General features: G+C 54.4%; 21 protein-coding genes. 10 read left to right on the forward strand and 11 right to left on the reverse strand.

The genetic code is table 11. The features are described from left to right. Positions 1–211: hypothetical protein (locus PsW74_RS28885; protein ID WP_193777960.1), on the reverse strand; the 211-nt coding region annotated here is incomplete at its 3' end. A gap of 251 nt (positions 212–462) precedes the next feature. Here PsW74_RS28885 and PsW74_RS16270 point away from each other — a divergent pair. From PsW74_RS16270 to PsW74_RS16280, 3 genes are all read left to right on the forward strand, one after another. Beyond that, positions 463–828 carry an STAS/SEC14 domain-containing protein gene (locus PsW74_RS16270; RefSeq protein ID WP_063287837.1) on the forward strand — a complete coding sequence of 122 codons (366 nt, stop codon included), beginning with the start codon at positions 463–465 and terminating at the stop codon, positions 826–828. Positions 829–859: 31 nt separating this feature from the next. After that, positions 860–1,276 (forward strand): thioesterase family protein, encoded by a 417-nt coding sequence (locus tag PsW74_RS16275; RefSeq protein WP_063287838.1) that lies wholly within the window; start codon positions 860–862, stop codon positions 1,274–1,276. A 108-nt stretch (positions 1,277–1,384) separates the two neighbouring features. Further along, a complete protein-coding gene (locus tag PsW74_RS16280) occupies positions 1,385–1,993 on the forward strand; it encodes a hypothetical protein (RefSeq protein WP_063287839.1) in 609 nt (202 codons plus the stop codon). Here PsW74_RS16280 and PsW74_RS16285 read toward each other — a convergent pair. After that, complete coding sequence (locus PsW74_RS16285) at positions 1,990–3,033, reverse strand: AraC family transcriptional regulator (RefSeq protein WP_063287981.1); 1,044 nt, start codon at positions 3,031–3,033, stop codon at positions 1,990–1,992. The genes PsW74_RS16280 and PsW74_RS16285 overlap by 4 nt on opposite strands. Before the next feature lie 78 nt (positions 3,034–3,111). After that, entirely contained in the window at positions 3,112–5,505 is a 2,394-nt protein-coding gene (locus PsW74_RS16290; RefSeq protein WP_063287840.1) for a plasma-membrane proton-efflux P-type ATPase, read from the reverse strand. 232 nt (positions 5,506–5,737) lie between these two features. On the opposite strand from PsW74_RS16290, the gene PsW74_RS16295 reads away from it, so the two are divergent. Continuing rightward, positions 5,738–6,724 (forward strand): NADPH:quinone oxidoreductase family protein, encoded by a 987-nt coding sequence (locus PsW74_RS16295; RefSeq protein WP_063287841.1) that lies wholly within the window; start codon positions 5,738–5,740, stop codon positions 6,722–6,724. 2 nt (positions 6,725–6,726) lie between these two features. Continuing rightward, complete coding sequence (locus PsW74_RS16300; RefSeq protein WP_063287842.1) at positions 6,727–7,518, forward strand: SDR family oxidoreductase; 792 nt, start codon at positions 6,727–6,729, stop codon at positions 7,516–7,518. Positions 7,519–7,674: 156 nt separating this feature from the next. Here the strand turns inward: PsW74_RS16300 and PsW74_RS16305 are convergent, their stop codons facing one another. From PsW74_RS16305 to PsW74_RS16315, 3 genes are all read right to left on the reverse strand, one after another. Continuing rightward, positions 7,675–8,790, reverse strand: coding sequence for an acyl-CoA dehydrogenase family protein (locus tag PsW74_RS16305; RefSeq protein WP_063287843.1), 1,116 nt, complete (start codon positions 8,788–8,790; stop codon positions 7,675–7,677). 11 nt (positions 8,791–8,801) lie between these two features. Beyond that, positions 8,802–9,992, reverse strand: a complete 1,191-nt coding sequence (locus PsW74_RS16310) for an acyl-CoA dehydrogenase family protein (protein WP_063287844.1) — start codon at positions 9,990–9,992, stop codon at positions 8,802–8,804. 64 nt (positions 9,993–10,056) lie between these two features. Next, positions 10,057–11,316, reverse strand: coding sequence for an acyl-CoA dehydrogenase family protein (locus tag PsW74_RS16315; RefSeq protein ID WP_244271740.1), 1,260 nt, complete (start codon positions 11,314–11,316; stop codon positions 10,057–10,059). 347 nt (positions 11,317–11,663) lie between these two features. Between PsW74_RS16315 and PsW74_RS16320 the strand changes: the two genes are divergently transcribed. The 5 genes from PsW74_RS16320 to PsW74_RS16340 all read left to right on the forward strand — a co-directional run bounded on the left by PsW74_RS16320 (position 11,664) and on the right by PsW74_RS16340 (position 15,436). Next, entirely contained in the window at positions 11,664–12,497 is an 834-nt protein-coding gene (locus PsW74_RS16320; protein ID WP_063287845.1) for an SDR family oxidoreductase, read from the forward strand. A 7-nt stretch (positions 12,498–12,504) separates the two neighbouring features. Further along, positions 12,505–12,975, forward strand: a complete 471-nt coding sequence (locus tag PsW74_RS16325; RefSeq protein WP_057462147.1) for a MaoC family dehydratase — start codon at positions 12,505–12,507, stop codon at positions 12,973–12,975. Then, positions 12,972–13,883, forward strand: coding sequence for an SDR family NAD(P)-dependent oxidoreductase (locus PsW74_RS16330; protein ID WP_063287846.1), 912 nt, complete (start codon positions 12,972–12,974; stop codon positions 13,881–13,883). Before PsW74_RS16325 ends, PsW74_RS16330 begins: the two co-directional genes overlap by 4 nt. An 84-nt stretch (positions 13,884–13,967) precedes the next feature. Then, positions 13,968–15,005, forward strand: a complete 1,038-nt coding sequence (locus tag PsW74_RS16335) for a phosphotransferase (protein ID WP_063287847.1) — start codon at positions 13,968–13,970, stop codon at positions 15,003–15,005. Positions 15,006–15,010: 5 nt separating this feature from the next. Further along, positions 15,011–15,436 (forward strand): GFA family protein, encoded by a 426-nt coding sequence (locus tag PsW74_RS16340; RefSeq protein WP_208986525.1) that lies wholly within the window; start codon positions 15,011–15,013, stop codon positions 15,434–15,436. Positions 15,437–15,506: 70 nt separating this feature from the next. Here the strand turns inward: PsW74_RS16340 and PsW74_RS16345 are convergent, their stop codons facing one another. The 5 genes from PsW74_RS16345 to PsW74_RS16365 all read right to left on the reverse strand — a co-directional run bounded on the left by PsW74_RS16345 (position 15,507) and on the right by PsW74_RS16365 (position 20,460). Beyond that, the gene (locus tag PsW74_RS16345; protein ID WP_063287848.1) at positions 15,507–16,262 is read right to left on the reverse strand and encodes a dipeptide/oligopeptide/nickel ABC transporter ATP-binding protein; all 756 of its coding nucleotides are present in this window, start codon (positions 16,260–16,262) and stop codon (positions 15,507–15,509) included. Beyond that, complete coding sequence (locus PsW74_RS16350) at positions 16,259–17,044, reverse strand: ABC transporter ATP-binding protein (protein WP_063287849.1); 786 nt, start codon at positions 17,042–17,044, stop codon at positions 16,259–16,261. The genes PsW74_RS16345 and PsW74_RS16350 overlap by 4 nt, the downstream gene beginning before the upstream one ends. Further along, positions 17,038–17,907, reverse strand: a complete 870-nt coding sequence (locus tag PsW74_RS16355; protein ID WP_063287850.1) for an ABC transporter permease subunit — start codon at positions 17,905–17,907, stop codon at positions 17,038–17,040. Before PsW74_RS16355 ends, PsW74_RS16350 begins: the two co-directional genes overlap by 7 nt. Then, the gene (locus tag PsW74_RS16360; RefSeq protein ID WP_063287851.1) at positions 17,894–18,838 is read right to left on the reverse strand and encodes an ABC transporter permease; all 945 of its coding nucleotides are present in this window, start codon (positions 18,836–18,838) and stop codon (positions 17,894–17,896) included. Before PsW74_RS16360 ends, PsW74_RS16355 begins: the two co-directional genes overlap by 14 nt. Positions 18,839–18,903: 65 nt before the next feature. After that, positions 18,904–20,460 (reverse strand): ABC transporter substrate-binding protein, encoded by a 1,557-nt coding sequence (locus PsW74_RS16365; protein WP_063287984.1) that lies wholly within the window; start codon positions 20,458–20,460, stop codon positions 18,904–18,906. Positions 20,461–20,474 lie beyond the last annotated feature (14 nt).

The raw sequence follows: 20,474 nt of genomic DNA on the forward strand, positions 1-20,474 counted from the left end.
CGATTTCACCAGTCGCAAAACGTCTGCTGAGTATGTCCAGAGCTTCTGAGGTTTGGGACTTTGGCTCTTCAGGTTCAACCTTGCGAGCGCTGTTTGAACCTCCGAAATAGCCGTAGGACCGGGCGATTAAAAAGCCGATGATGAGCAAGAGAATTAGAGTGATTGGGAATGGGAAAAAGTGAAATCCGTGCATTCCTGTTTGATGAAACATGGTGATCTCCTTGGGATATTTATTAGACATCACTAGAATGGGGAGTACCGGCACAGCTTTCAAATTACATTTGTAATCAACTGTCTCAACCGCTTCACCTGCGGATAACGGTTACACTTTTATAAAAGTGGACAGCTGTCAACTTTTCGAATTGGCAAGAGATTTCGAATTTACGTCGAAACTATCCTTGGAATGAAACAGGATGGAAGGCGTGGTTCAGGTAGCATGCAGACAGGAAAAGAGGTGCCAGAATGATCAAAAAACTCCCAGAAAGTTCGGAGAACATCCTCGGTTTTGAGGTGGATGGAAAGGTCGATCTTAACGAAGAAATGGAGCTTATTTCGCAGGTTGAGAACGTCCTCGACAAACATGCGAATGTCAGTGTGCTGGTGATTTTGAACGATCAAGCGAAGTGGGGCATTGAGGCTGGCTACGAAGATTTGAAGTGGGCGATGACCCACATCAAGAGCTTTCATCGCATCGCAATCGTCTCTGATCGGAAGATTTGGGAGTGGCTCGTCGCGATTGATAGTCCGTTTGCAGCCATGCTTGGCATAGGTGAAAAGCACTTCGATATGGCAAATCTCGACAAGGCCTGGGAGTGGGCCAGAGAATAAATTAGGCCCATCGGGCGGTGAGGATAGAGCGTTGATAGAGACCTATCGCGGTGTAGTTTACCCCTATCAGTTGGACCATATGGGACACATGAATGTTCAGTGGTACACCGAGAAATTCGATGAGGCCAACTGGCATCTGTTCTCACGAGCCGGGCTAAGCGCCACCTATTTTCGAGAGTACAACAGGGGTATGGCTGCCGTTCAGCAAACCACGAAATACCATGCTGAAGCGCTGGCGGGAGACTTGCTTGTGTGTCGATCCGGGGTGACGGACATTCATGAAAAGACGCTCTATATCCTCCATGAAATGCATAATACTGAAACGCAAAAATTGATTGCGACCACTGAACTGGTATGCGCGCATCTGGATAGGGAAGCTCGCCATGCGTGCCCGTTTCCGCCAGACGTGCGGGCGGCGGTAAAGGCGCTGCTCATAGAGGGTAACTAAGTCCTCCATCGTGTTTCAGGAAGGCTATTCTGGTCCTAAATCGCGTTCTAGGTCGCAGGCAATCCGCCAAACTCCCATGGTCCAACAGACAAACCATGGAGTTATCAAATGGCAACAAAGCACGGCATCAAAGCCCTCATCGCGATTGGCGTAATAGCGATTGCGGCTTACGCGACATTCTCATCAGGCATGGAAACCTCTGAGACTCTCAGCCCTGAAGGGGTGCATTCAATCGAGATCTCAGGAAGCAATCTGGGTCTGCGCATCGTCGGAGGTAATAGCAGTTCAAGCGACATCAAGCTTGATACAAGCGATGCAAGAGGCTGCTCTCTAACCGCTACAACATCCAAAAATGAAGATGGTCTTATGACCATTAAGTTTGAAAGACGTGGGTCCTGGAGGCTTGGGTGGTGCGACCCCGCAGCGACGCTCAGGCTGCCGAATTCGATGAACATCAGCGTACATATGGACAGATTAGCGGGCGACTTTGTGGGGCAGTTTAAGGACTTCGCTATCACCTCAGAGAAGTCTGTCATCTATTTCGACGGGAGTGTTTCGCGCTTCGATTTGGTTGGAGAGATGGCTGCGGTCTATCTGAAATTTGATGCAGATGTTCCAAAGGAAAACATCCGCATCAATGTTGAGAAGCTCGTGTCCAGCATCAATTTGGCGAAGGGGTGGAAGCACGCCACGAGCATTCTGCTAGAGATCTTTTAGGCCGTCTCCACACTCTGCGCGATACGGCTCTCCTTCCGCCATACACTCGGGCTCTTGCCTGTGACACGTTGGAACTCGCGATTGAAGTTGGACTTCGTTGTAAAGCCAACATCGTAAATGATCGTGGTTATGGGCTTGTCTGTTGTCTCTAACAGCAGACAGGCTTCAGCCACTCGGAACCCATTGGTGTATTGCGGCAGGTTGATCTCACGCACTGTGTTGACAGCTGTCGAAATCTGGCGAGCCGGGACACGGAGTTTGCGAGCCAACCTATCGAGGGAGAGGTTTTCATCCCGGTACAGATGCTCGTTCTGCATGAGTTGATCGAGAGCTTCGACCAGCACAATCTGTTCTTCAGAGGCTGATGCGGTCGTTGTTTCAGGTTCTGGCAACTGCGGTGTAGCCGCAGGTTTGCGAGTAAACAGAACAGCGATTGTGACCAGTGCAAGCAGCATGAAGAGGTTTGCAGTGCCAACGATGGTTGCTGCATTGGTCCCTTTGTTCACGGCAAAGTCCGCCGCTACGACGAGATCAACAAGTGCGGAGGTTGAGAAAATAGCGCCTGCGATCAGCTGTGTCTGGCGTGCCGGGAGCATTTGATCGATGGGCAGATGACTGGCCCATTCCCACTGCCTGGTCGTTGCAGACCGGAAGAACAACAGTCCGTAACCGAGATAGACAACGACACTTGTAAGATCAATCAGCACCGGGGCGTTGAAGCCGGGAGCCAGAGTGAGAGAGCTAAGAGTTGCAGCTGTCGCGCCAATCGTCCAGCCGACAGCCTTCTTCGAAAGGCGATCAGTGAGTTGAAGGAATGAGAGCCAGGTCGCGGGCGGCAATAACAACGCCAGTCCTATGAGCGACCAGAGGGGGAGCCCACCCATCCCCCATTTGATACCGAGTAGGACAGATTGAATTGCATAAAGGCTGATAGTCGCCACGAGCAGCGACGGTATTTTTCGTCCATACCCGACCATGAGGCGTAACAGGATGAAACACAAAAACAGGGCAGTAAAAAAGGGAAGGGGTAAGCTCGGCAACGCGCCAACTCCAATTGCGGACAATGCTCTATATCTAGTCTGTCTGCGTGGCGAGTAAAAGAGCGTGTTGCACTTCTTTTAGCGGCAGAGCTTTCTGGCAACATTCAGCACGAACATCCAGAGGATAGCTTGAGCCCAGACGATGCCGATCAAGTCCCAGCTGATAGCGGGAACAAGGAAACCGGATCGACAGATGACAACTGCGAGTAACTGCGGGGTGATAATTGCCATCAGCAATTTAGCCGAAGGGCGTGGCGCCTGCCAGAACCAGTGATCATGCCGGCAGACAAACAAGAGCAAATGCCCGGCGACAACCAGCTGCAGGAACATGACGCTCTGCAACTCCGCAGCAGGTACTTCCAGCCAATGCCGGGCGGCCATCATCAGGGCGAAGTTCTCGACAACTGAAATGAGCCCAAGCACCGTTGCTGTGCGCAGCATGTTTCCAAGCTGCCATTCCATTGGGGCTGGTGCGGCCTCTGTGTTGTCGTAGGCGATGGTGATGATTGGGATGTCGTCCAGCAATGCGAGCATCACAATCATGATGGCGGTCAGGGGCACCTCTTCCAACAGCAACACACTGGCTGAGACGAACACCATCAGGTTGATTGTCATAGCCACGCGGTAGTCAACGTAACTGATCATCCGCGCGAAGATTTTTCGAGCCTCTATCACTGCATCCGTGATGACGGACAGACCGGGCAACGTCAGGATCAGATCAGCAGCAGATCGGGCGGCGTCTGTTGCACCTGAAACGGCAATACCCACATCTGCCTGCTTCAATGCCGGGGCATCATTCACGCCGTCACCTGTCATGGCGACGTAGTCTCCGGACTGTTGAAGCGCTTTGACGATGCCGTATTTGTGCTCGGGAAAGACACGGGCGAAGCCATCTGCGTTGACGATCTCCTCGCGGATGTTGGCTGGTAGGTTGTCCATATCCTTGGTTTCTGAAAACACTTGACTGGCGCTTTCAAGAGAGGTGCCAAGTCCGAGCTGTCCGGCGATCTCTCGGCCAATTGCAACATCGTCGCCTGTCACCATCTTTACCGCGATGCCAGCATTCTGTGTTTCTTCAATCACCGCTTTGGAATCATCACGGGGCGGATCAAAAAGAGAGAGGATCCCAAGCAGGCGTAACTCGTGGTTCTCGTTGGTCTTGGCAATGCCAAGCGCGCGCAGGCCTTTGACTGCAAACTCGTGCACGGCTTTGCTGGCCGCGGCCTTCTCCTCCGGTGCATTTGCGCAATGATCAATGACCACTTGCGGTGCACCTTTGATGACCTTGAACGCTCCGCTTGGACCAGAGACGCCCGCCTCCGTTCGCTTGCTCACGGGATCAAACGGCGTGAATGTGTTTTGCTTGTAAAGCTCCAGTACACCTCGCTCAGCCTTACTGACAATCAGATGATCAATGACGTCTTTTTCTATTGTGCTGGATGCGAGGGCCGCCATGACGACGAGCTCTTTTTCGCTTTTTGCGTCAAACAGAACTGGCTCGCCAAGCGTGAGTTCGTTTTTGGTGAGCGTTCCGGTTTTGTCCGAGCACAGCACATTCACCCCAGCCAGCTCTTCAATCGCCTGAAGGTGCGAAACGATGGCTTTCTTTCTGGAAAGTGTGAGTGCACCCAGAGCCATGGTGACAGATAGAACTGCGGGCATCGCAACCGGGATTGAGGCGATCACCAGCACAAGCACCAGTTCAATGATGCCCAGAATGCTCTGCTGCAGATAAAGCTGTTTGACGATGATGAGCGCAGCAAGCAAGGCTGTGCCTAGAATGAGAAACTTGCCAATACCCAGAACGCTTTTCTGGAAATGAGAAATGTTGCCCGCGGACTGAACCAGCTTTGCCGTGTTGCCAAAGAATGTGTTGCCGCCCGTCGCAGTTACAAGTGCCTGCATGGTGCCCTGTTTAATGATTGAGCCTGAATACGCGACATCACCGATCTGCTTATCGACGGGGAGCGACTCGCCCGTCAAAGCTGCTTGATCGACGGCAAGGTACGGTCCGCGTTCCAAAATGCAGTCAGCCGGAATGATGTCTCCGTTTTCCAGATTGATGATGTCACCGGGAACGATTTCCTCAGCAGGAATATCAGCCCACTTCCCGTCTCGTTTCACACGGGCTTTGAGCGCCATGGATGATTTCAGCGCCGCCAGCGCGTCAGCTGCTTTGCTGCTTTGAACAAACTCGATGCCAGAGTTGAGGATCAGCATAAACAGGATGATCGTGAAGTCGGCCCAGTGCTCGATGATGGCTGACAGGATCGCCGCAATTTCGATGAGCCACGGGATAGGCCCCCAGAATGTCAAAAGCAGCTGAGCCAGTTTGCTGGTCTTCTTTTCTTCCAGCGCATTGGGGCCATATTGCTTCAGCCGGTTGGATGCGGTTGACCCCGTCAGTCCTTCCGGTGAGCTTTCCAGGCGTTTGAATTCATCAGCTAAGCTGGGCTTATCCTGTTCAGCCATCCGGTCTTTCCATGGATTGAGCACTCATCATGGCAATATCTTCGCTGTTGCATGTAAACGGATGATGAGAACGAGGAGAGCTTCCATGAACCGTGGTTTCCTGATTGCGAAGCGGCTTGCTCAAATTTTTCAGGTTTGCGAGAGGGGAGGGGACTTGCGCCTAGCGTCGTGGTTGCGCTGACTGTGTTTCCGTAACATACTCATGGGTATGTTTTGATTTGGGAGGGAAATCATGCGTGCTGTTGTCTGCTCAGAATACGGACCACCAGAAGCTCTGCGTGTGGAAGATGTTGAACGCAAGGAACCGAGGAAAGGGCAAGTGCGGATTGCGGTGGAAGCTGCAGGCGTCAACTTTCCAGATACGCTGGTGATTGCGGGTAAGTATCAGATCAAGCCGCCAATGCCGTTTGTTCCAGGCGGTGAAGTTGCGGGCAGAATTGAGGCCGTAGGAGAGGGCGTAACCCAGTTTGCACCGGGTGATCCCGTGATGGCCCTTCTGCTGCAACAAGGTGGCTATGCCGAAGAAGTTGTGGTTGATGCGTCTGCTGTCATGAAGCGGCCTGAAGCTATGTCTGCTCATGTTGCCGCTGGCTTTACGATGACCTATGGCACGTCCATGCATGCCTTGAAGCAGCGTGCACAATTGCAACCGGGAGAAACACTGCTGGTATTGGGCGCTGGCGGTGGTGTTGGGCTCACGGCTGTTGAACTAGGCAAGGTCATGGGTGCCAAGGTGATTGCTGCGGCCAGCTCTGCTGAAAAACTGGAAGCTGCGCGAAAAGCAGGTGCGGATGAGCTGATCAACTACTCCACGCAGGACCTGAGAGAGCGTCTCAAGGAGATCACCGCCAAAACCGGCGTTGATGTTGTGTATGACCCTGTCGGTGGGGAGCTCTTTGAGCAAGCGTTGCGCTCCACAGCCTGGAATGGTCGCGCATTGGTTGTAGGCTTTGCGGCAGGCGATATCCCGACGATTCCCACCAACCTGCCTCTGCTGAAAGGCTGTGCGGTTATGGGCGTGTTCTGGGGTGCGTTCCGCATGAGGGAGCCGGATAAGGACCAGAAGAACTTCTCAGAGCTGTTTAAATGGTTCCAGGAAGGCAAAATCAACCCAACTGTTAGTAAGAGCTATTCTCTGGAGGAGGCCCCTCAGGCGCTTCGAGACCTCATGGAGCGACGTGTGATAGGCAAGGTTGTTCTGGAAACCGGGAGGGAATGAAGATGCAACCCAGATTTGCAGGTCAGGCAGCCCTGATCACAGGGGCAGGCAGCGGCATCGGTCGCGCAACCGCAATCCGTCTGGCAGAAGAAGGCGCCGCGATTGCTCTGGTGGACTTGAATGAGGACGGCCTTGATGAAACCGCAGGGCTGTTGCCAGAAGGTTGCCGTGCACGGGTCTATGTCGTCGATGTTGCGAATGAAGAAGCGGTTGAGAGCTGTGTGGATGCGGTTGAGAACACCTTTGGCGGCATAAGCGTTCTTTGCAACAATGCCGGGGTCATCTGCGAAGGTTCCTGGGGCGGCAGCCATGAGGACTTTAGCGACTGGCTCAAGGTTTATGAGGTGAATGTACTCGGCGCAATGCTATTTACCAAGTACACCCGCGAGCAACTCAAGGCTTCAGGCCGCGGTTCTATTGTGAATACTGCATCCGTTGCTGGAATCAGAGCCGGTGCTGGCGGGAATGCCTACAGTGCTTCCAAAGCTGCGCTCATCAATTTTACGAAGACATCTGCCTGTGATTTTGGCGAGCACGGCGTGCGTGTGAATGCAGTTTGTCCGGGGCTTATTGAAACCGGAATGACAAAACCTGTGTTTGATCATGCCCGCAATATGGGCAAAGAAGACAGACTCGGCTCAAGGGCAGAGCTGCGTCGTCACGGGGATCCTGCTGAAGTTGCAGCAACAATCGCATTTCTTGCCAGCCGCGACGCCAGCTTTATTACCGGACAGGCCCTTGCCGTTGATGGCGGAAACACATCCTCCCTCAACATGCCGGGTATGAAGATCTGAGATGGTTTTGGTTAGCCAAAAAAGGAAAGAGCCAGTCTGCAACACCGGGCAATGCTGTTGCGGACTGGCTCTCGCTGATCCAAAGGGGTGGACCAGATGGCTTCAATTATGAAGTTACTTTAGAAATAATCACAAGTAGAATTACGGATTATACAGTTAAAGACCCCGTCTTTTTAGCAGAAAGTCTATATGGTGAGCGCTGTCACCGAGCATCTCTGTTAACACGCGGTCGTGTTTCATGAACAATCCGACATCAACTTCGTCTGTCATACCGATTCCACCATGCATCTGCACTGCTTCTTCTGTTGCCACGCGAGAAACCTTAGCAACCTTCGCTTTGGCTGCTCTCGAAAGTGCCTCTGCCTTATCTGAAGTTGTATCTATCGCACGTAACGCGGAGGAGATGAGTGAAGCTGTTTGTTCAATCTGGCAGTAAAGGTCGGCCATTCTGTGCTGAAGTGCCTGAAATATGCCGATTGGTACACCAAATTGCTTTCTTTCATTCAGGTATGCCGTTGTGCGCTCTGCAACTTCCCTTGCAACTCCAAGTTGTTCTGAAGCTGCAATCGAACGACCTGAGCGGAGCGTGGCGTCCAGAACGGTCGCGCCCTTATCAAGCGGACACAGCAAATCCTTGCCATCCAGATGCAAGTTGGTGATCTGAATGTTTGCGGCATTGCGGCTGTCCAGCATAGCGTTGCGCTCTACCTCAACTTCAGCCGTGCTTGGATCTACCAGAAAAAGCCCAATGTCTTCGCCGGTTTTTGCAACAACAATCAGCCGGTCGGCGTTGTAGCCATCAAACACCGCGCGTTTTCTGGCGTTGAGAATGAAGCCGTTGCCGTCCGGTTCTGCCGTGGCTTTGATGCGGGATGGGTTGTGCTTTGCTCCCTCATCTATGGCCAGCGCGATGACTGCGTCGCCAGTAGCGATCTTTGGTCCCCACTCGCTTAGATGCTCACCACCAGACTGACGTAGTGCAATTGCGCTCAAAACAGCGGTGGAGAGGAACGGAGAGGCCGTCAGGTTGCGACCCATTTCCTCAGCCACAAGCCCCGCAGCGCGGTGGCCAAAGTCATATCCGCCAGCGTCTTCCGGCAGCAACATACCAAACCAGCCCATGTCGGCCAGTGTTTTGTGAAGCTCCTGATTGAAGCCAAGCGCCTCTTTCTGGTCGCGCAGATCACGCAGTGCCTGAACCGAGGCATTTTCTGCCATAAAACCAGAGGCTGAGTCCTTCAGAAGGGTTTCTTCAGAGCTGAAAAGTTCCATATTTTCTCTCCTTAACCCAGTGATGGCAGGCGCAGCACTGCCTTTGAAATGATGGAAAGCATGATCTCCGAGGTGCCGCCTTCAATGCTGTTGCCCTTGGAACGCAGCCACGAGGCAGACTGGTTGCCGATGCCGTTGTTCTCTTCCGGCCCAGACAAGGCTTCCAGCCCTCCAGCCTGTACAACGAGGCTCTGGCGGCGTTTGTTCAGTTCGGTGCCGAGATACTTCAGCTCTGCAGAACGAGCGCCCAGCTGGTTGCCAGCACGATGGAAGTCTTTCGCAACTGCAAGATGTGCGGTCAGTGCCATTTCATCAATCAGGAACTCCCCGATATCAGCACGAAGGAGCGGGTCATCCAATCGGCCTGTCTCATCCAGCCCGATTGAGTCAATTGCAGTTTCATAAAGGCCTGCGGAACCGCCAAAAATCGCATCCAGATTGCTGACCATTTCGCGTTCATGGGTCAGCAGGTATTTGGCGATTGTCCAGCCGTTGCCGCGCTCATCAACCACATTCTCCATAGGCACTTTCACTTCATCGAAGAAGGTTTCGCAGAACGGAGAACTGCCGGAAATCAGGCGGATTGGTTTGGTGGAAACGCCCTTACTGGTCATATCAAACAGCAGGAACGAGATGCCTTTGTGTTTCTTCGCATCCGGTTCGGTGCGCACCAGAGCAAAGATCCAGTCAGCTTGATCCGCATAGGAGGTCCAGATCTTCTGGCCGGAGACGAGGAAGTGGTCGCCCATATCCACGCCTTTGGTTTGGACTGATGCCAGATCGGAGCCGGATCCGGGCTCTGAGTAGCCCTGACACCAGCGAATTTCACCGCGGGCAATCTGGGGCAGGTGCTGCAGCTTTTGCTCGTGAGAGCCGTATTTCAGCAGAGCGGGACCGAGCATCCAGATGCCAAAGCTTTCCAGTGGAGACATGGCGTTAATACGCGTCATCTCCTCTTTGAGGATCTTGACTTCGTCACCGTTCAGGCCGCCGCCGCCGTACTCTTTCGGCCAGCTTGGCACGGTCCAGCCACGCTCGGCCATGCGCTCCAGCCATTGCTGTTGTGCTTCGGACTTAAAGGTCCAGTTGCGGCCACCCCAGCAGATGTCGCTCTCTGTGGTGACTGTCTTGCGCATGTCTTGCGGGCAGTTCTCTTCCAACCAAGCCCTTGTTTCCATGCGGAAGTCATCAAGTGATGTCATTGCGTTCTCCCTGTTTTGGAGTGCAGATGCAAAGGATAAGGAGAGCGGTGGCTCTCCTGCCTTATCAGATCTTTTCCTGAGTGTGTTTGCGCAGCTCAGAGCGGCCAATGAAGTTGCGGTGCACGGCATCCGGGCCATCCGCAAAGCGCAAGGTGCGCAGGTTCATCCAGTTGGTTGCCAGTGGGGTATCCTGAGAGATGCCCTGACCGCCAAACATCTGCATGGCTTCATCCGTCACCTTGAGCGCCATGCGCGGGGCGACCACCTTGATCTGGCTGATCCAGAATGCTGCTTCGCGGGCGGAGGCATTGTCCATCATCCATGCAGCTTTCAGGCAGAGGAGGCGGGCCTGCTCAATCTCCATGCGGCATTCTGCGATGATGTCGAAGTTGGCGCCCAGTTTGTAAAGCTGCTTACCAAAGGCTTCGCGGTTGATGGAGCGCTTACACATCAGCTCAAGCGCTTGTTCCGCTTGTCCAATTGCTCGCATGCAATGGTGGATACGACCCGGTCCAAGGCGGCCTTGTGCCACTTCAAAACCGCGCCCTTCTTCCAGAAGCAGATTCTCGACAGGGACACGTACATCCTCAAACCGCAAGTGCAAGTGTCCGTGAGGGGCGTGGTCATGGCCAAACACCTGCATCGGGCGCAGCTTGGTGATGCCCGGTGTGTTGGCGTCTACCACGATCATGGAATGCTGCTGATGCTTGGTGCCGTCTGTCGGGGTGTGAACCATGGTGATGTAGACCGCACAGCGCGGGTCGCCAGCGCCAGAAGACCACCACTTCTCGCCGTTCAGCACGTAATGGTCTCCATCTCGCACGCAGGACATGCGGATGTTGGTGGCGTCGGATGAGCCGTGGTCTGGCTCAGTCATCAGGTAGGCTGAGCGAATCTTGCCTTCCAGCATGCGCTTCAGCCAGGTTTCTTTCATCGCCTCGGAGCCATAGCGCTCAAACACCTCCATGTTGCCGGTGTCAGGGGCGTTGCAGTTGAATACTTCTGGTGCGAGCGGAGATTTGCCCATCTCTTCAGCCAGATAGGCGTATTCAACGGTGCTGAGGCCGTAGCCGCGCTTGGAGTCTGTCAGCCAGAAATTCCAAAGGCCTTTGGCGCGTGCGCTGGCCTTGAGACTTTCCAGAATTTCTGTTTGCCGCGGAGTATGTTGCCAGCGGTCTCCCACTGGAATTTCATCATGAAATTCATCCTCGAGGGGCATGATTTCATCGCGAACCATGCTGCGCACTTGTTCCATGAGTGGCGCTACACGCTGGCTTACTCCAAGGTCCATAGCTGGACGTTCGGCTAATAAAGTGTCGCTCATGATTGACCCTCCCAAGACATCTGAGCTCTTTTGTCTTTACAGACCCGTGGGGAAATTCCACTTATTATCAGAGGGATAGGTGATCATGAGCTCCCACACAAAATCAAAATCCCAGGCCGGAGAGACAAAAGAAACGAGCTAAAAATTTTGCTTTACAACTGTTGATATACGGAAACATACTACTGAGTATGTTGTCAACTGCGCGCGAAGATGAGCACGCTTGACCATTGGTTTAAGGTGGCCTCCCCAAAACGTGGGCGGTGGTATCTGAATGAAGAAACGCCTGAATCAAGTCGCGTGAGATGCGGTGGCAGATCGAAGAACACTATGGGAGGTAGGGTGTCTTCATGGGATATCTTGATGAACTGTTTGGTGTCGCTGGCAAAACAGCGCTGGTAACAGGTGGTGGAACCGGCATTGGCCGCATGGTTGCCACTGCACTGGCAGAAGGTGGCGCCCGCGTCTTCATCTGCTCGCGCAAGCTGGATGTGGTTGAGAAGACAGCACAGGAGATCAATGCGAACCTGAAAGCCAACAATCCGGCGGCTGCCGGATCTGTTGAAGCGTTTCAGGGAGATGTTGGCTCTGAAGAGGGCGTGTTGGCTCTTGCTGAAACTGTGCGTGAGCGCAGTCCAAAGCTCGATATTCTGGTCAACAATGCTGGCATCACCTGGGGTGAGCCATTGGGCACCTTCCCGTATTTTGCATGGAAGAAGGTGATGGATGTCAACGTGGCAGGCCTGTTCCATCTGACGCAGACCTTATTGCCGGAGTTGAAAGCCAGTGGACGACCGGAAGATCCGGCCCGCGTTATCAATCTGGGCTCGGTCATGGGCTCCACGCCGATTGGGGATGGCGCTTACTCTTACTCAGCCTCAAAGGCCGCAGTGCACCAGCTAACGCGCATTCTGGCCAAAGAACTGGCGAAAGAACACATTACATTCAATGGTTTCGCGCCGGGACCGTTCCAATCCAACATGACAGCGTTTGCAACGGGCACGGACGAAAAAGCAGCGCATGTCGGGAAAGGCGTGCCACTTGGCCGGATCGGGCACCCTGATGACATCGCGGGCGCGACGCTCTTCCTTTGTGGCAAAGGCGGGTCCTATGTCACGGGGGAAGTGATCCCGCTGGATGGTGGCATTCATATCGCCACAGGCACCAATTTATTTGGACAGTGAGGGGCTTATGGAACTGACCATAGAAGAACTTGAGGCCCGGGTTGGCCAGCAGATCGGCTTGTCTGACTGGGTGGAGGTGGATCAGTATATGATCTCCACCTTTGGCAAACTGACCTTTGATGAGCAGTTTATCCATATGGATCCTGAGCGCGCCGCGGCTGAAACTCCGTTTGGCGGTACCATCGCCCATGGGTTTCTCACGCTCTCGCTCGCCAGCAAATTCGCCATAGAAACCTTGCCGGATGTGAAGGGGAGGACCATGGGCATCAACTATGGTTTCAATAAAATCCGCTTTTTACATCCCGTTGCCAGTGGTAAGCGCATTCGGGGACGTTTCACTCTGGATAATCTGACCCGCAAGGGAGATGGTCAGATCCTTCAGGAGTTTGGTCTTTCAATTGAGATTGAGGGTGTCGAAAGCCCTGCGTTGGTCGCACAATGGCTGACAATGACGTTTTTTGAGGAGGTAGCTGCATGACGCAGGACACGATAAATTTTGCTGGTCAGGTAGCGATTGTTACGGGCGCAGGCGGTGGGCTTGGCCGTCTTTACGCGCTGGACCTTGCTGCGCGCGGCGCTGCGGTGGTGGTGAATGATCTGGGCGGTTCTGTTGATGGCTCCGGTTCGTCCGCAACCGCTGCTGAAACGGTTGTTGAGGAGATCAAAGCAGCAGGCGGTAAAGCAATCGCCAATGCTGCGGATGTGACGGATGAGACTGCTGTCAACGCTATGGTGGCGGACACTGTTGCAGCATTCGGGCGCGTTGATATTCTCATCAACAACGCTGGCATTTTGCGCGATAAATCCTTTGCCAAGATGGAAATGTCCAACTGGAACAAAGTGGTAGACGTGCACCTCAATGGCGCAGCGCTCTGCACCAAGGCCGTCTGGAACGTGATGAAAGAGCAGGGCTATGGCCGCATCATCATGACTACATCTCCATCCGGCATCTATGGCAACTTTGGGCAGGCGAACTACGGCGCTGCGAAAGCGGGCCTTTGGGGCATGATGAATACGCTTGGCCTTGAAGGGGCAAAAAGCAACATTCACATCAACTGCATCGCACCTTCTGCCGGCACACGCATGACAGAAACTATTATGGATGCTGGCACGCTGAAGATGCTTGCGCCAGAGAACATCACGCCTGCAGTGGTGTTCCTGTGCTCTGAGGCTGCGCCAACCCGTAAGGTGCTTGTGGCCGCTGCCGGCACTTACACACTAGCCGAAATGGTTGAAACACAAGGCATTCATCTGGCTGAGGGCAACCGTACACCAGAGGCAATTTCTGCCAATTGGGGCCGGATTGCTGACCGCACGGATGCGGAGCCGGTGAACAGCGCCATGGAAGGTGTTGCCAAGCTGGTAAAGGCAATGGCCAACGCCTGAGCCTAAATGCCGATAAGGAGCCTGACTGTTCACGGGACGGGGGAACCGTCAGGCAACCGGATGTTTCATGGAGGAGGGGAGCCCATGACGAACGCCTTGCATACATTAGAGAAACCAGCGCTACAGGCTTATCTGAAGCAGCACATACCGGAGTTTGGTGAGCTTCTGGAGATTGAGAAATTTCCGGGCGGCCAATCCAACCCAACCTACAAGCTGGTGACCTCTGATAAGACCTATGTCATGCGAGCTAAACCTCCGGGAACCTTGCTGAAATCCGCCCATATGGTGGATCGCGAGTATCAGGTGATGACGGCTCTGGCGGGCAGTGATGTGCCTGTGCCCAAGACCTATCATCTGTCTGAGGACGACTCTCCAATCGGCACAATGTTCTTTGTGATGGAGTATGTTGAAGGGCGAATTTTCTGGGATCCTGCGCTGCCAGAGTGCTCTAATGAAGAGCGTATGGCGATCTTTGCGGAGATGAACCGCGTGTTGGCCGCGCTGCACGATGTTTCTCCCAATGCCGTTGGCTTGATGGACTATGGCAAGCCCGGCAATTACTTTGAGCGGCAGACCGGACGCTGGATCAAACAGTACAAGGCCTCAGAAACCGTCACGATTCCAGCCATGAACCGGCTGATGGAGTGGCTGGAAGCGAACATGGTGGAGGATGATGGTTCGACTTCGCTGGTGCACGGGGATTACCGACTCGACAACCTGATCTTCCATCCCACAGAGCCACGGATTGTGGCTGTGCTGGACTGGGAGCTTTCCACGCTTGGCCATCCGCTGGCGGACCTTGCCTATCAGTGCATGCAGTGGCGTTTGCCGTCTTTCAAAGGTTTGCGCGGTTTGGCAGGGCTGGATCGTGTGGCGCTCGGTATTCCGCTTGAAGAGGAGTACGTCCGTCAGTACTGTATGCGTCGCGGGCTCAGCGAGATTGAGAACTGGGAGTTCTATCTCGCGTTCTCCATGTTCCGATTAGCCGCTATTCTTCAAGGGGTTGTAGCACGTGCTGAAGCAGGCAACGCCTCCAACCCGCAAGCCGCAGAAATGATGCGAAAAGCTGTCCCTCTCATCGCCGGTATGGCGTGTGAGGTGGTTGGCGAACTGGTGGAGTAACGAGAGTGAACAAGCGATCCGGGCGTTGTATGTGCGGGGCGGTGTCCTACAAAATTGAGGGTGACCCGGTGGTTACAGCTCAATGTCATTGTGAGGAATGTCGCCGGGTGAGTGGGACCGGCCATACGGTTGGTGCCATGTTCCGGGCTGATCAGGTGAATATCTCCGGCGAGCTGGGGGAATATCTTTACACCTCCGCCAACGGCTCAAAGGTCACCAAAGCCTTCTGCCCAGGCTGCGGAAGTCCGATCTATGGCCGCAACACCAACGCACCTGACCACATGACGTTGCCGCTCGGTTCCATGGACAACGCGGATGATCTGGAAATTGAGGTCGTCATCTTTGACCGCGACAAACCGCATTGGGATGCCCTGCCAGAAACAGCGGCGATCTTCGAAACCCAGCCAGACTGGAAGCCTGAGAAGGCGTGAAGCCTAAAAGAAGTGCTCCACAAACAACAATGCCCGCCTAAATGGGGTTAGGCGGGCATGATAGCGAAGTTCAGTTAAGGGCAGCAGCAGGGGCTGAGTACTTCGAGATCTCGACAAAACGGCGAGAGAGCTGATGCTCAGGGGCTGCGAAAAACTCATGTGTTTCCTTGTGTTCTACGATCCTGCCGCCATCCATCACCGCGATGTCATCGGCCAGTTTTGCCAGCGTTTGCAGGTCGTGTGAGATGATCAGGAGGCCCATGTTCATCTCTGCCCGCACCTTGCGCAGCAGGGAGGTTATCTGCTCCTGCGTCACCAGATCCAGCGCGGAGAGCGGCTCATCCAACACAAGAAACCGCGGTTTAACCGCCAAAGTGCGTGCCAGTGCAACACGTTGGCACTGGCCGCCGGAAAGCTGATGTGGTCGTTTGACTGCGCAAATGTCTTCTAGCCCAACCATATCTAACAGGTCTCGTGCCTGTTGCTGGCGTTCAGCTTTGGGCAGCTTATGGATGGCTTTCAGCGGCTCGCAGATTAGGTCCAGCGCACTCAAGAAGGGGCTCAAAGCTGCCAGTGGGTCCTGCCACATGTAGTGGATGATATCTCCGGTTTTGCTGAGGTCGGGGAAGAAGATCTGGTTGTTGTGAAACAGCGTTTCTTGCGGTGCGGGGATGATGCCTGTCATGGCCTTGGCAAGCGTTGATTTTCCGCAGCCGGAGCGGCCTACAAGGCCGGTTGTGCGGGAGGGATGCAGGGTTAGGCTGACTTGTGAAAGCACCTGATTGGAGCCGTAGGCGATGGAGAGGTGTCTTGCTTGCATGGTCATAGCTGAAGTCTTTCCATAGCGCCTGTAATTTCTGCGGTCGCACGGTGGCAATCCGGGGCGATTGGTTGGTTCAGATCGCAGGCATCAACGAGTTGGCCAGCGTCCATCACCAGCACAGAGGTGCAGGTTTGGCGGACAATGCGAAGGTCGTGGCTGACGAAGAGCAGAGCGGAGCCGGTTTCCTGCTGTACCACGTTGAGAGCTTCTAGCGTTTCATGCTCGGTGATGACATCAAGGCCAGTGGTCGGCTCATCAGCTATCAGAATAGTTGGCTTTAAAATCAACGCCATAGCCATCATCACCCGCTGCTTCATACCGCCGCTCAAAGCGTTGGGATACTGCTTCAGGCAGTGCTGTGGCAGTGAAACCGCTTCGAGCGCCTGAAGGAGAGCATGGTGTGCAGTTTGACCGTGCAGTGAGACGTTTCCAGCTGTTTCAAGCAGCTGTGTTTCAATGGTCAGGCTGGGGTGCAAGGCGCTGCCGGGGCTTTGGAAGATACAGAAGATGCCGGTGCCTCGGATCCGCTGCTTTTCAGCAAAAGGCATTGCCAGAAGGTCGTTGCCTTGAAACCGGATGGACCCTCTTGAAGCTTCCAGAGGAGCACGCAACGCGCCTGTAATCGCGTGGCAGGTCAATGACTTACCACAGCCGGATCTGCCGATCAGACCCAGCCTCTGGTTGACCGTGAGATCAAAACTGACGCCTTCAACCAGTGGCTCGTTGTTCTGCGCACTGTTGGAAATGGTGAGGTTATGCACCTGAAGAAGGGGGATTTCTACCATCTGTAGGGTTTCCTCTTGTCCAGCTGAAAGCGGATGCCTTCACCTACCAGGTTGAAGCTGAGAACGGCGAGGATGATAACGATGCCGGGTGCCAGCACCACGCTTGGGCGCTCTGCGAAGAAAGGCCGTGCCTCGTTGAGCATAGCTCCCCATTCCGCAGCAGGTGGCTGAGCACCGAGACCGAGGAAGCTGAGGGAGGATAACACCAGCAAAAGCCCTGCCATTTCAAGGGAAAGAACCACCAGCAGCGGGGGTAAAATTTGCGGAAGGATGTGCCGCCCGATGATGCTGAGCGGCTTTTGTCCGCATTGGCGGGAGGCCAAAACGTACTCTTTGGAAGCGGCTTCCAGCGTTAATGTGCGGACCAAACGGGCGAGGCTTGGCCACCAGGCTAGGGCGACGCCGATGACGGCGGAGGTGAGGGAGGCGCCCAGATAACCGATGATGGCAAGGGCGAACACCAGCATGGGAAACGCGAGGAAGATATCCGCAATCCGCATCAAAACCGCATCAACCCAGCCTTTGCAGAGGGCTGAGAGCAGGCCCACGGGCAGCGCGATGGCGAGGATAAGTCCGGCTGTTGTCAGCGCCGTGCCAAGGGAAAGTGCGGTTCCTGCCATCAGGCGGGAGAGGATACACCGGCCCAGATGGTCGGTTCCGAGCGGGTAAGTCAAACTAGGAGCGCTGAGACGGTGCAGCAGGTCGATCTGGTTGGGCGGGTTGGGGGCGAAGGCTTCGCCGCCGAGTGCCAGAGTGATGAAGAAGCACAGGAAGAGCCCTCCCAGCAAAAATGTGGTTCTGCCTCTGAGGAGCTGTGTTGCCCGCGAGAGAGGGATAGATTTTGCACTATCAACGTATGCCATGGTCATCCTCCTTGAGGTGAGGCATGAGCCAATGGTTCGTCAGGTCCGCCGCAAAGTTTGCCAGAAAGAACACCAGCCCCATAAACAGCAGATACGCTTGGAGGATCGCAAAGTCCCGCTCCGCAATGGCTTGCAGGGCCAGTTGCCCCAGACCGGGCAGGTTGAAGATATTCTCGATAATCACAGACCCACCCAGCAGGGAACCGAAAGAGATAGCCCAGTTGGTGATGAGTGGCGGCAGAATGGACTTCAGCACGTGACGGCCCAATATAGCGCGGCGTGACAGACCTTTAGTGATGGCCAGACGGATGTAATCTTCGCTCATCACAGCGATAATCCGTTCCCTCACAAGGCGGCTCATCACCGCCGCGTTGCCGAGGGTCAACGTGATCACGGGCAGGATCAGATCCTGCGCATTGCCGAATTGCAGCAGTTTGAACCACCCTAAACCCAACGCGAACACCGCCAGCAGAAACAACGCCAGCCAGAAGGAGGGCACGGAGACCAGAAACATGGTCAGCACATAGAGGCTGGTAGAGACCGATGTGCGCTGTGATACAGCGGTTATGGTGCCAAGCACCAGCGACAGGGCCAGCGAGCTGACAAAGGCCAGAACGGACAGCGTCGCCGTAATCGGCAAGTGCTCTTTAAACAGCTCCAACACAGGACGGCCCGATGCGATGGAGGTGCCCAGATCCAGCCGGAACAGGTCCAGCAGCCAGATAAAGTAGCGCTGGATCAGTGGCTTATCCAAGCCATACTCCACCCGCAATGCCTCCACCTGCTCAGCGGTGAACGACACGCCCAGGCGGCGCAATTCCATCTCAATAGGATCGCCGGGGGTGAGGCCGATGATTAAAAAACCAATCAGGGTCATGCCAAACAGAGTTGGAATTCCCGAAAGCGTGCGCTTGAAAACAAACTGCTTCATGTGCTGATCTTTCGTGAAAAGGCAGCACAGATCATGGTGTTGCAATGACCTGTGCTGCGCATCTCTTATTTGGTTTGGGTAACCTGACCGTAATCGATCCAGTCAGCGTGCTCGAACATTGGGATGTTCAGACCCGGACGGGACAGGTTGAAGTTTGGCACCATCAGGATTGGAATAGCAGCCAGTTTGGTCTGCACGATTTCGCGGTGCGCTTCACGAACAAGTTCAATGACTTCTTCGCGGCTTTGCGCCTGACGGGCATTGTCGAGGATGGTGTCCAGCTTGCCACCCGGTGCGGTGTACTGATAGCCCCACGGGGTTTTGGAGTGGAACAGGTTGTACAGCAGGTAGGTTGGGTCTGCGTTGTTATTGGAGGCAAACTCCATGTACAAATCCGCTTCGCCTGTTGCCAGATAGGTGTCGTCATAAACGCCTGAATCATCAACCTGAACCAGCTCAATGTCGATGCCGATGCTGCGGAACATCTGCTCCAGCAGCTCTGGCATTGGGCGTACGCTGGAAACGTTCGGGTAAGCGGCTACAAGGCGAAGCTTCAGCGGCTTGCCGTCTTTGCTGCGCATGCCGTCGCTGCCTTTGGTCCAGCCAGCTTCATCCAGCAGGGCTTCTGCCTTCTGGGTGTTGTAGTCAAAGCCGTCCACGTGCTTGTCGCCAAGGCCAAACATCCAGTCTGGCAAAATGCCTTTTGCAACAACACCTTTGCCGTTGAACAGAACTTGCGCCAGCTGCTCGCGGTTGATGGCATAAGCCAGCGCCTCGCGCACGCGTTTGTCCTTCAGCGTGTCATACGGTGCTTTGCCGTGCAGGTTGGTCAGCAGAGCCACGTAACGGATCGGGCGGGATTCGTGCACCACCACAGAGCCGTCTTTTGGCAAGCTTAGCAGCATCTGTGGGGTGACTTCAGCAACGATGTCGACCTCCTTGTTCTGCAGTGCCAGCAAACGCACCTGATCATCCGCGATGAAGTGGTAGGTGATGTTCTCAACCTTCGGCGCATCCCCCCAGTAATTCGCATTGCGTTTCATGCTGATGGACTGTTTTGGCTTGTAGCTGTCCAGCAGGTAAGGGCCTGTTCCAATTGGGTTTTCCGCACGTTCACCGTTGATGGAAAACAGCGATGCCCCACGGTGGGTCATGTTTTCAATGACAAGAGAGGAGTTGATCTCGGACTTGAACGTGAAGGTGTAAGGCCCGGTCTGATCAAAGCTTTCCTGATCAATCTGCAGGAAGTCAGAGCGACCCTGATCGTAGAGTTTCAGCGCGTCGATCGCGGCTTTGGCGTCAAATGTCTGGCCGTCGTGGAACTTGATGCCTTCGCGCAGCTTGATGCTGTAAATGCCGTCTTTGTAGTCCCAAGTCTCAAACAACACGCCTTGCGGAATGAAGTTTTCGTCTGGTTTAACAGCCGTTTCAACGATCTGTCCGGCTGGTCGGCGGGTGGTGAAGTTGAACTTCTTCGGGTCTACGCTGTAGCGGTCTTTTTTCACCGCAATGCGCAGCTGTTGAATGTCTTCCGCCTGTGCCGCTGGCACGCCGGAAATTAGAGCAGGAAGAGACGCTGCGAGCACACCGCTGACGCCAAGTAGTTGTTTGAATATATTCATTTCAATTCCAATCA

The sequence above is a fragment of the Pseudovibrio sp. W74 genome, assembly GCF_001623085.1.
Taxonomy (GTDB): Bacteria; Pseudomonadota; Alphaproteobacteria; order Rhizobiales; family Stappiaceae; genus Pseudovibrio.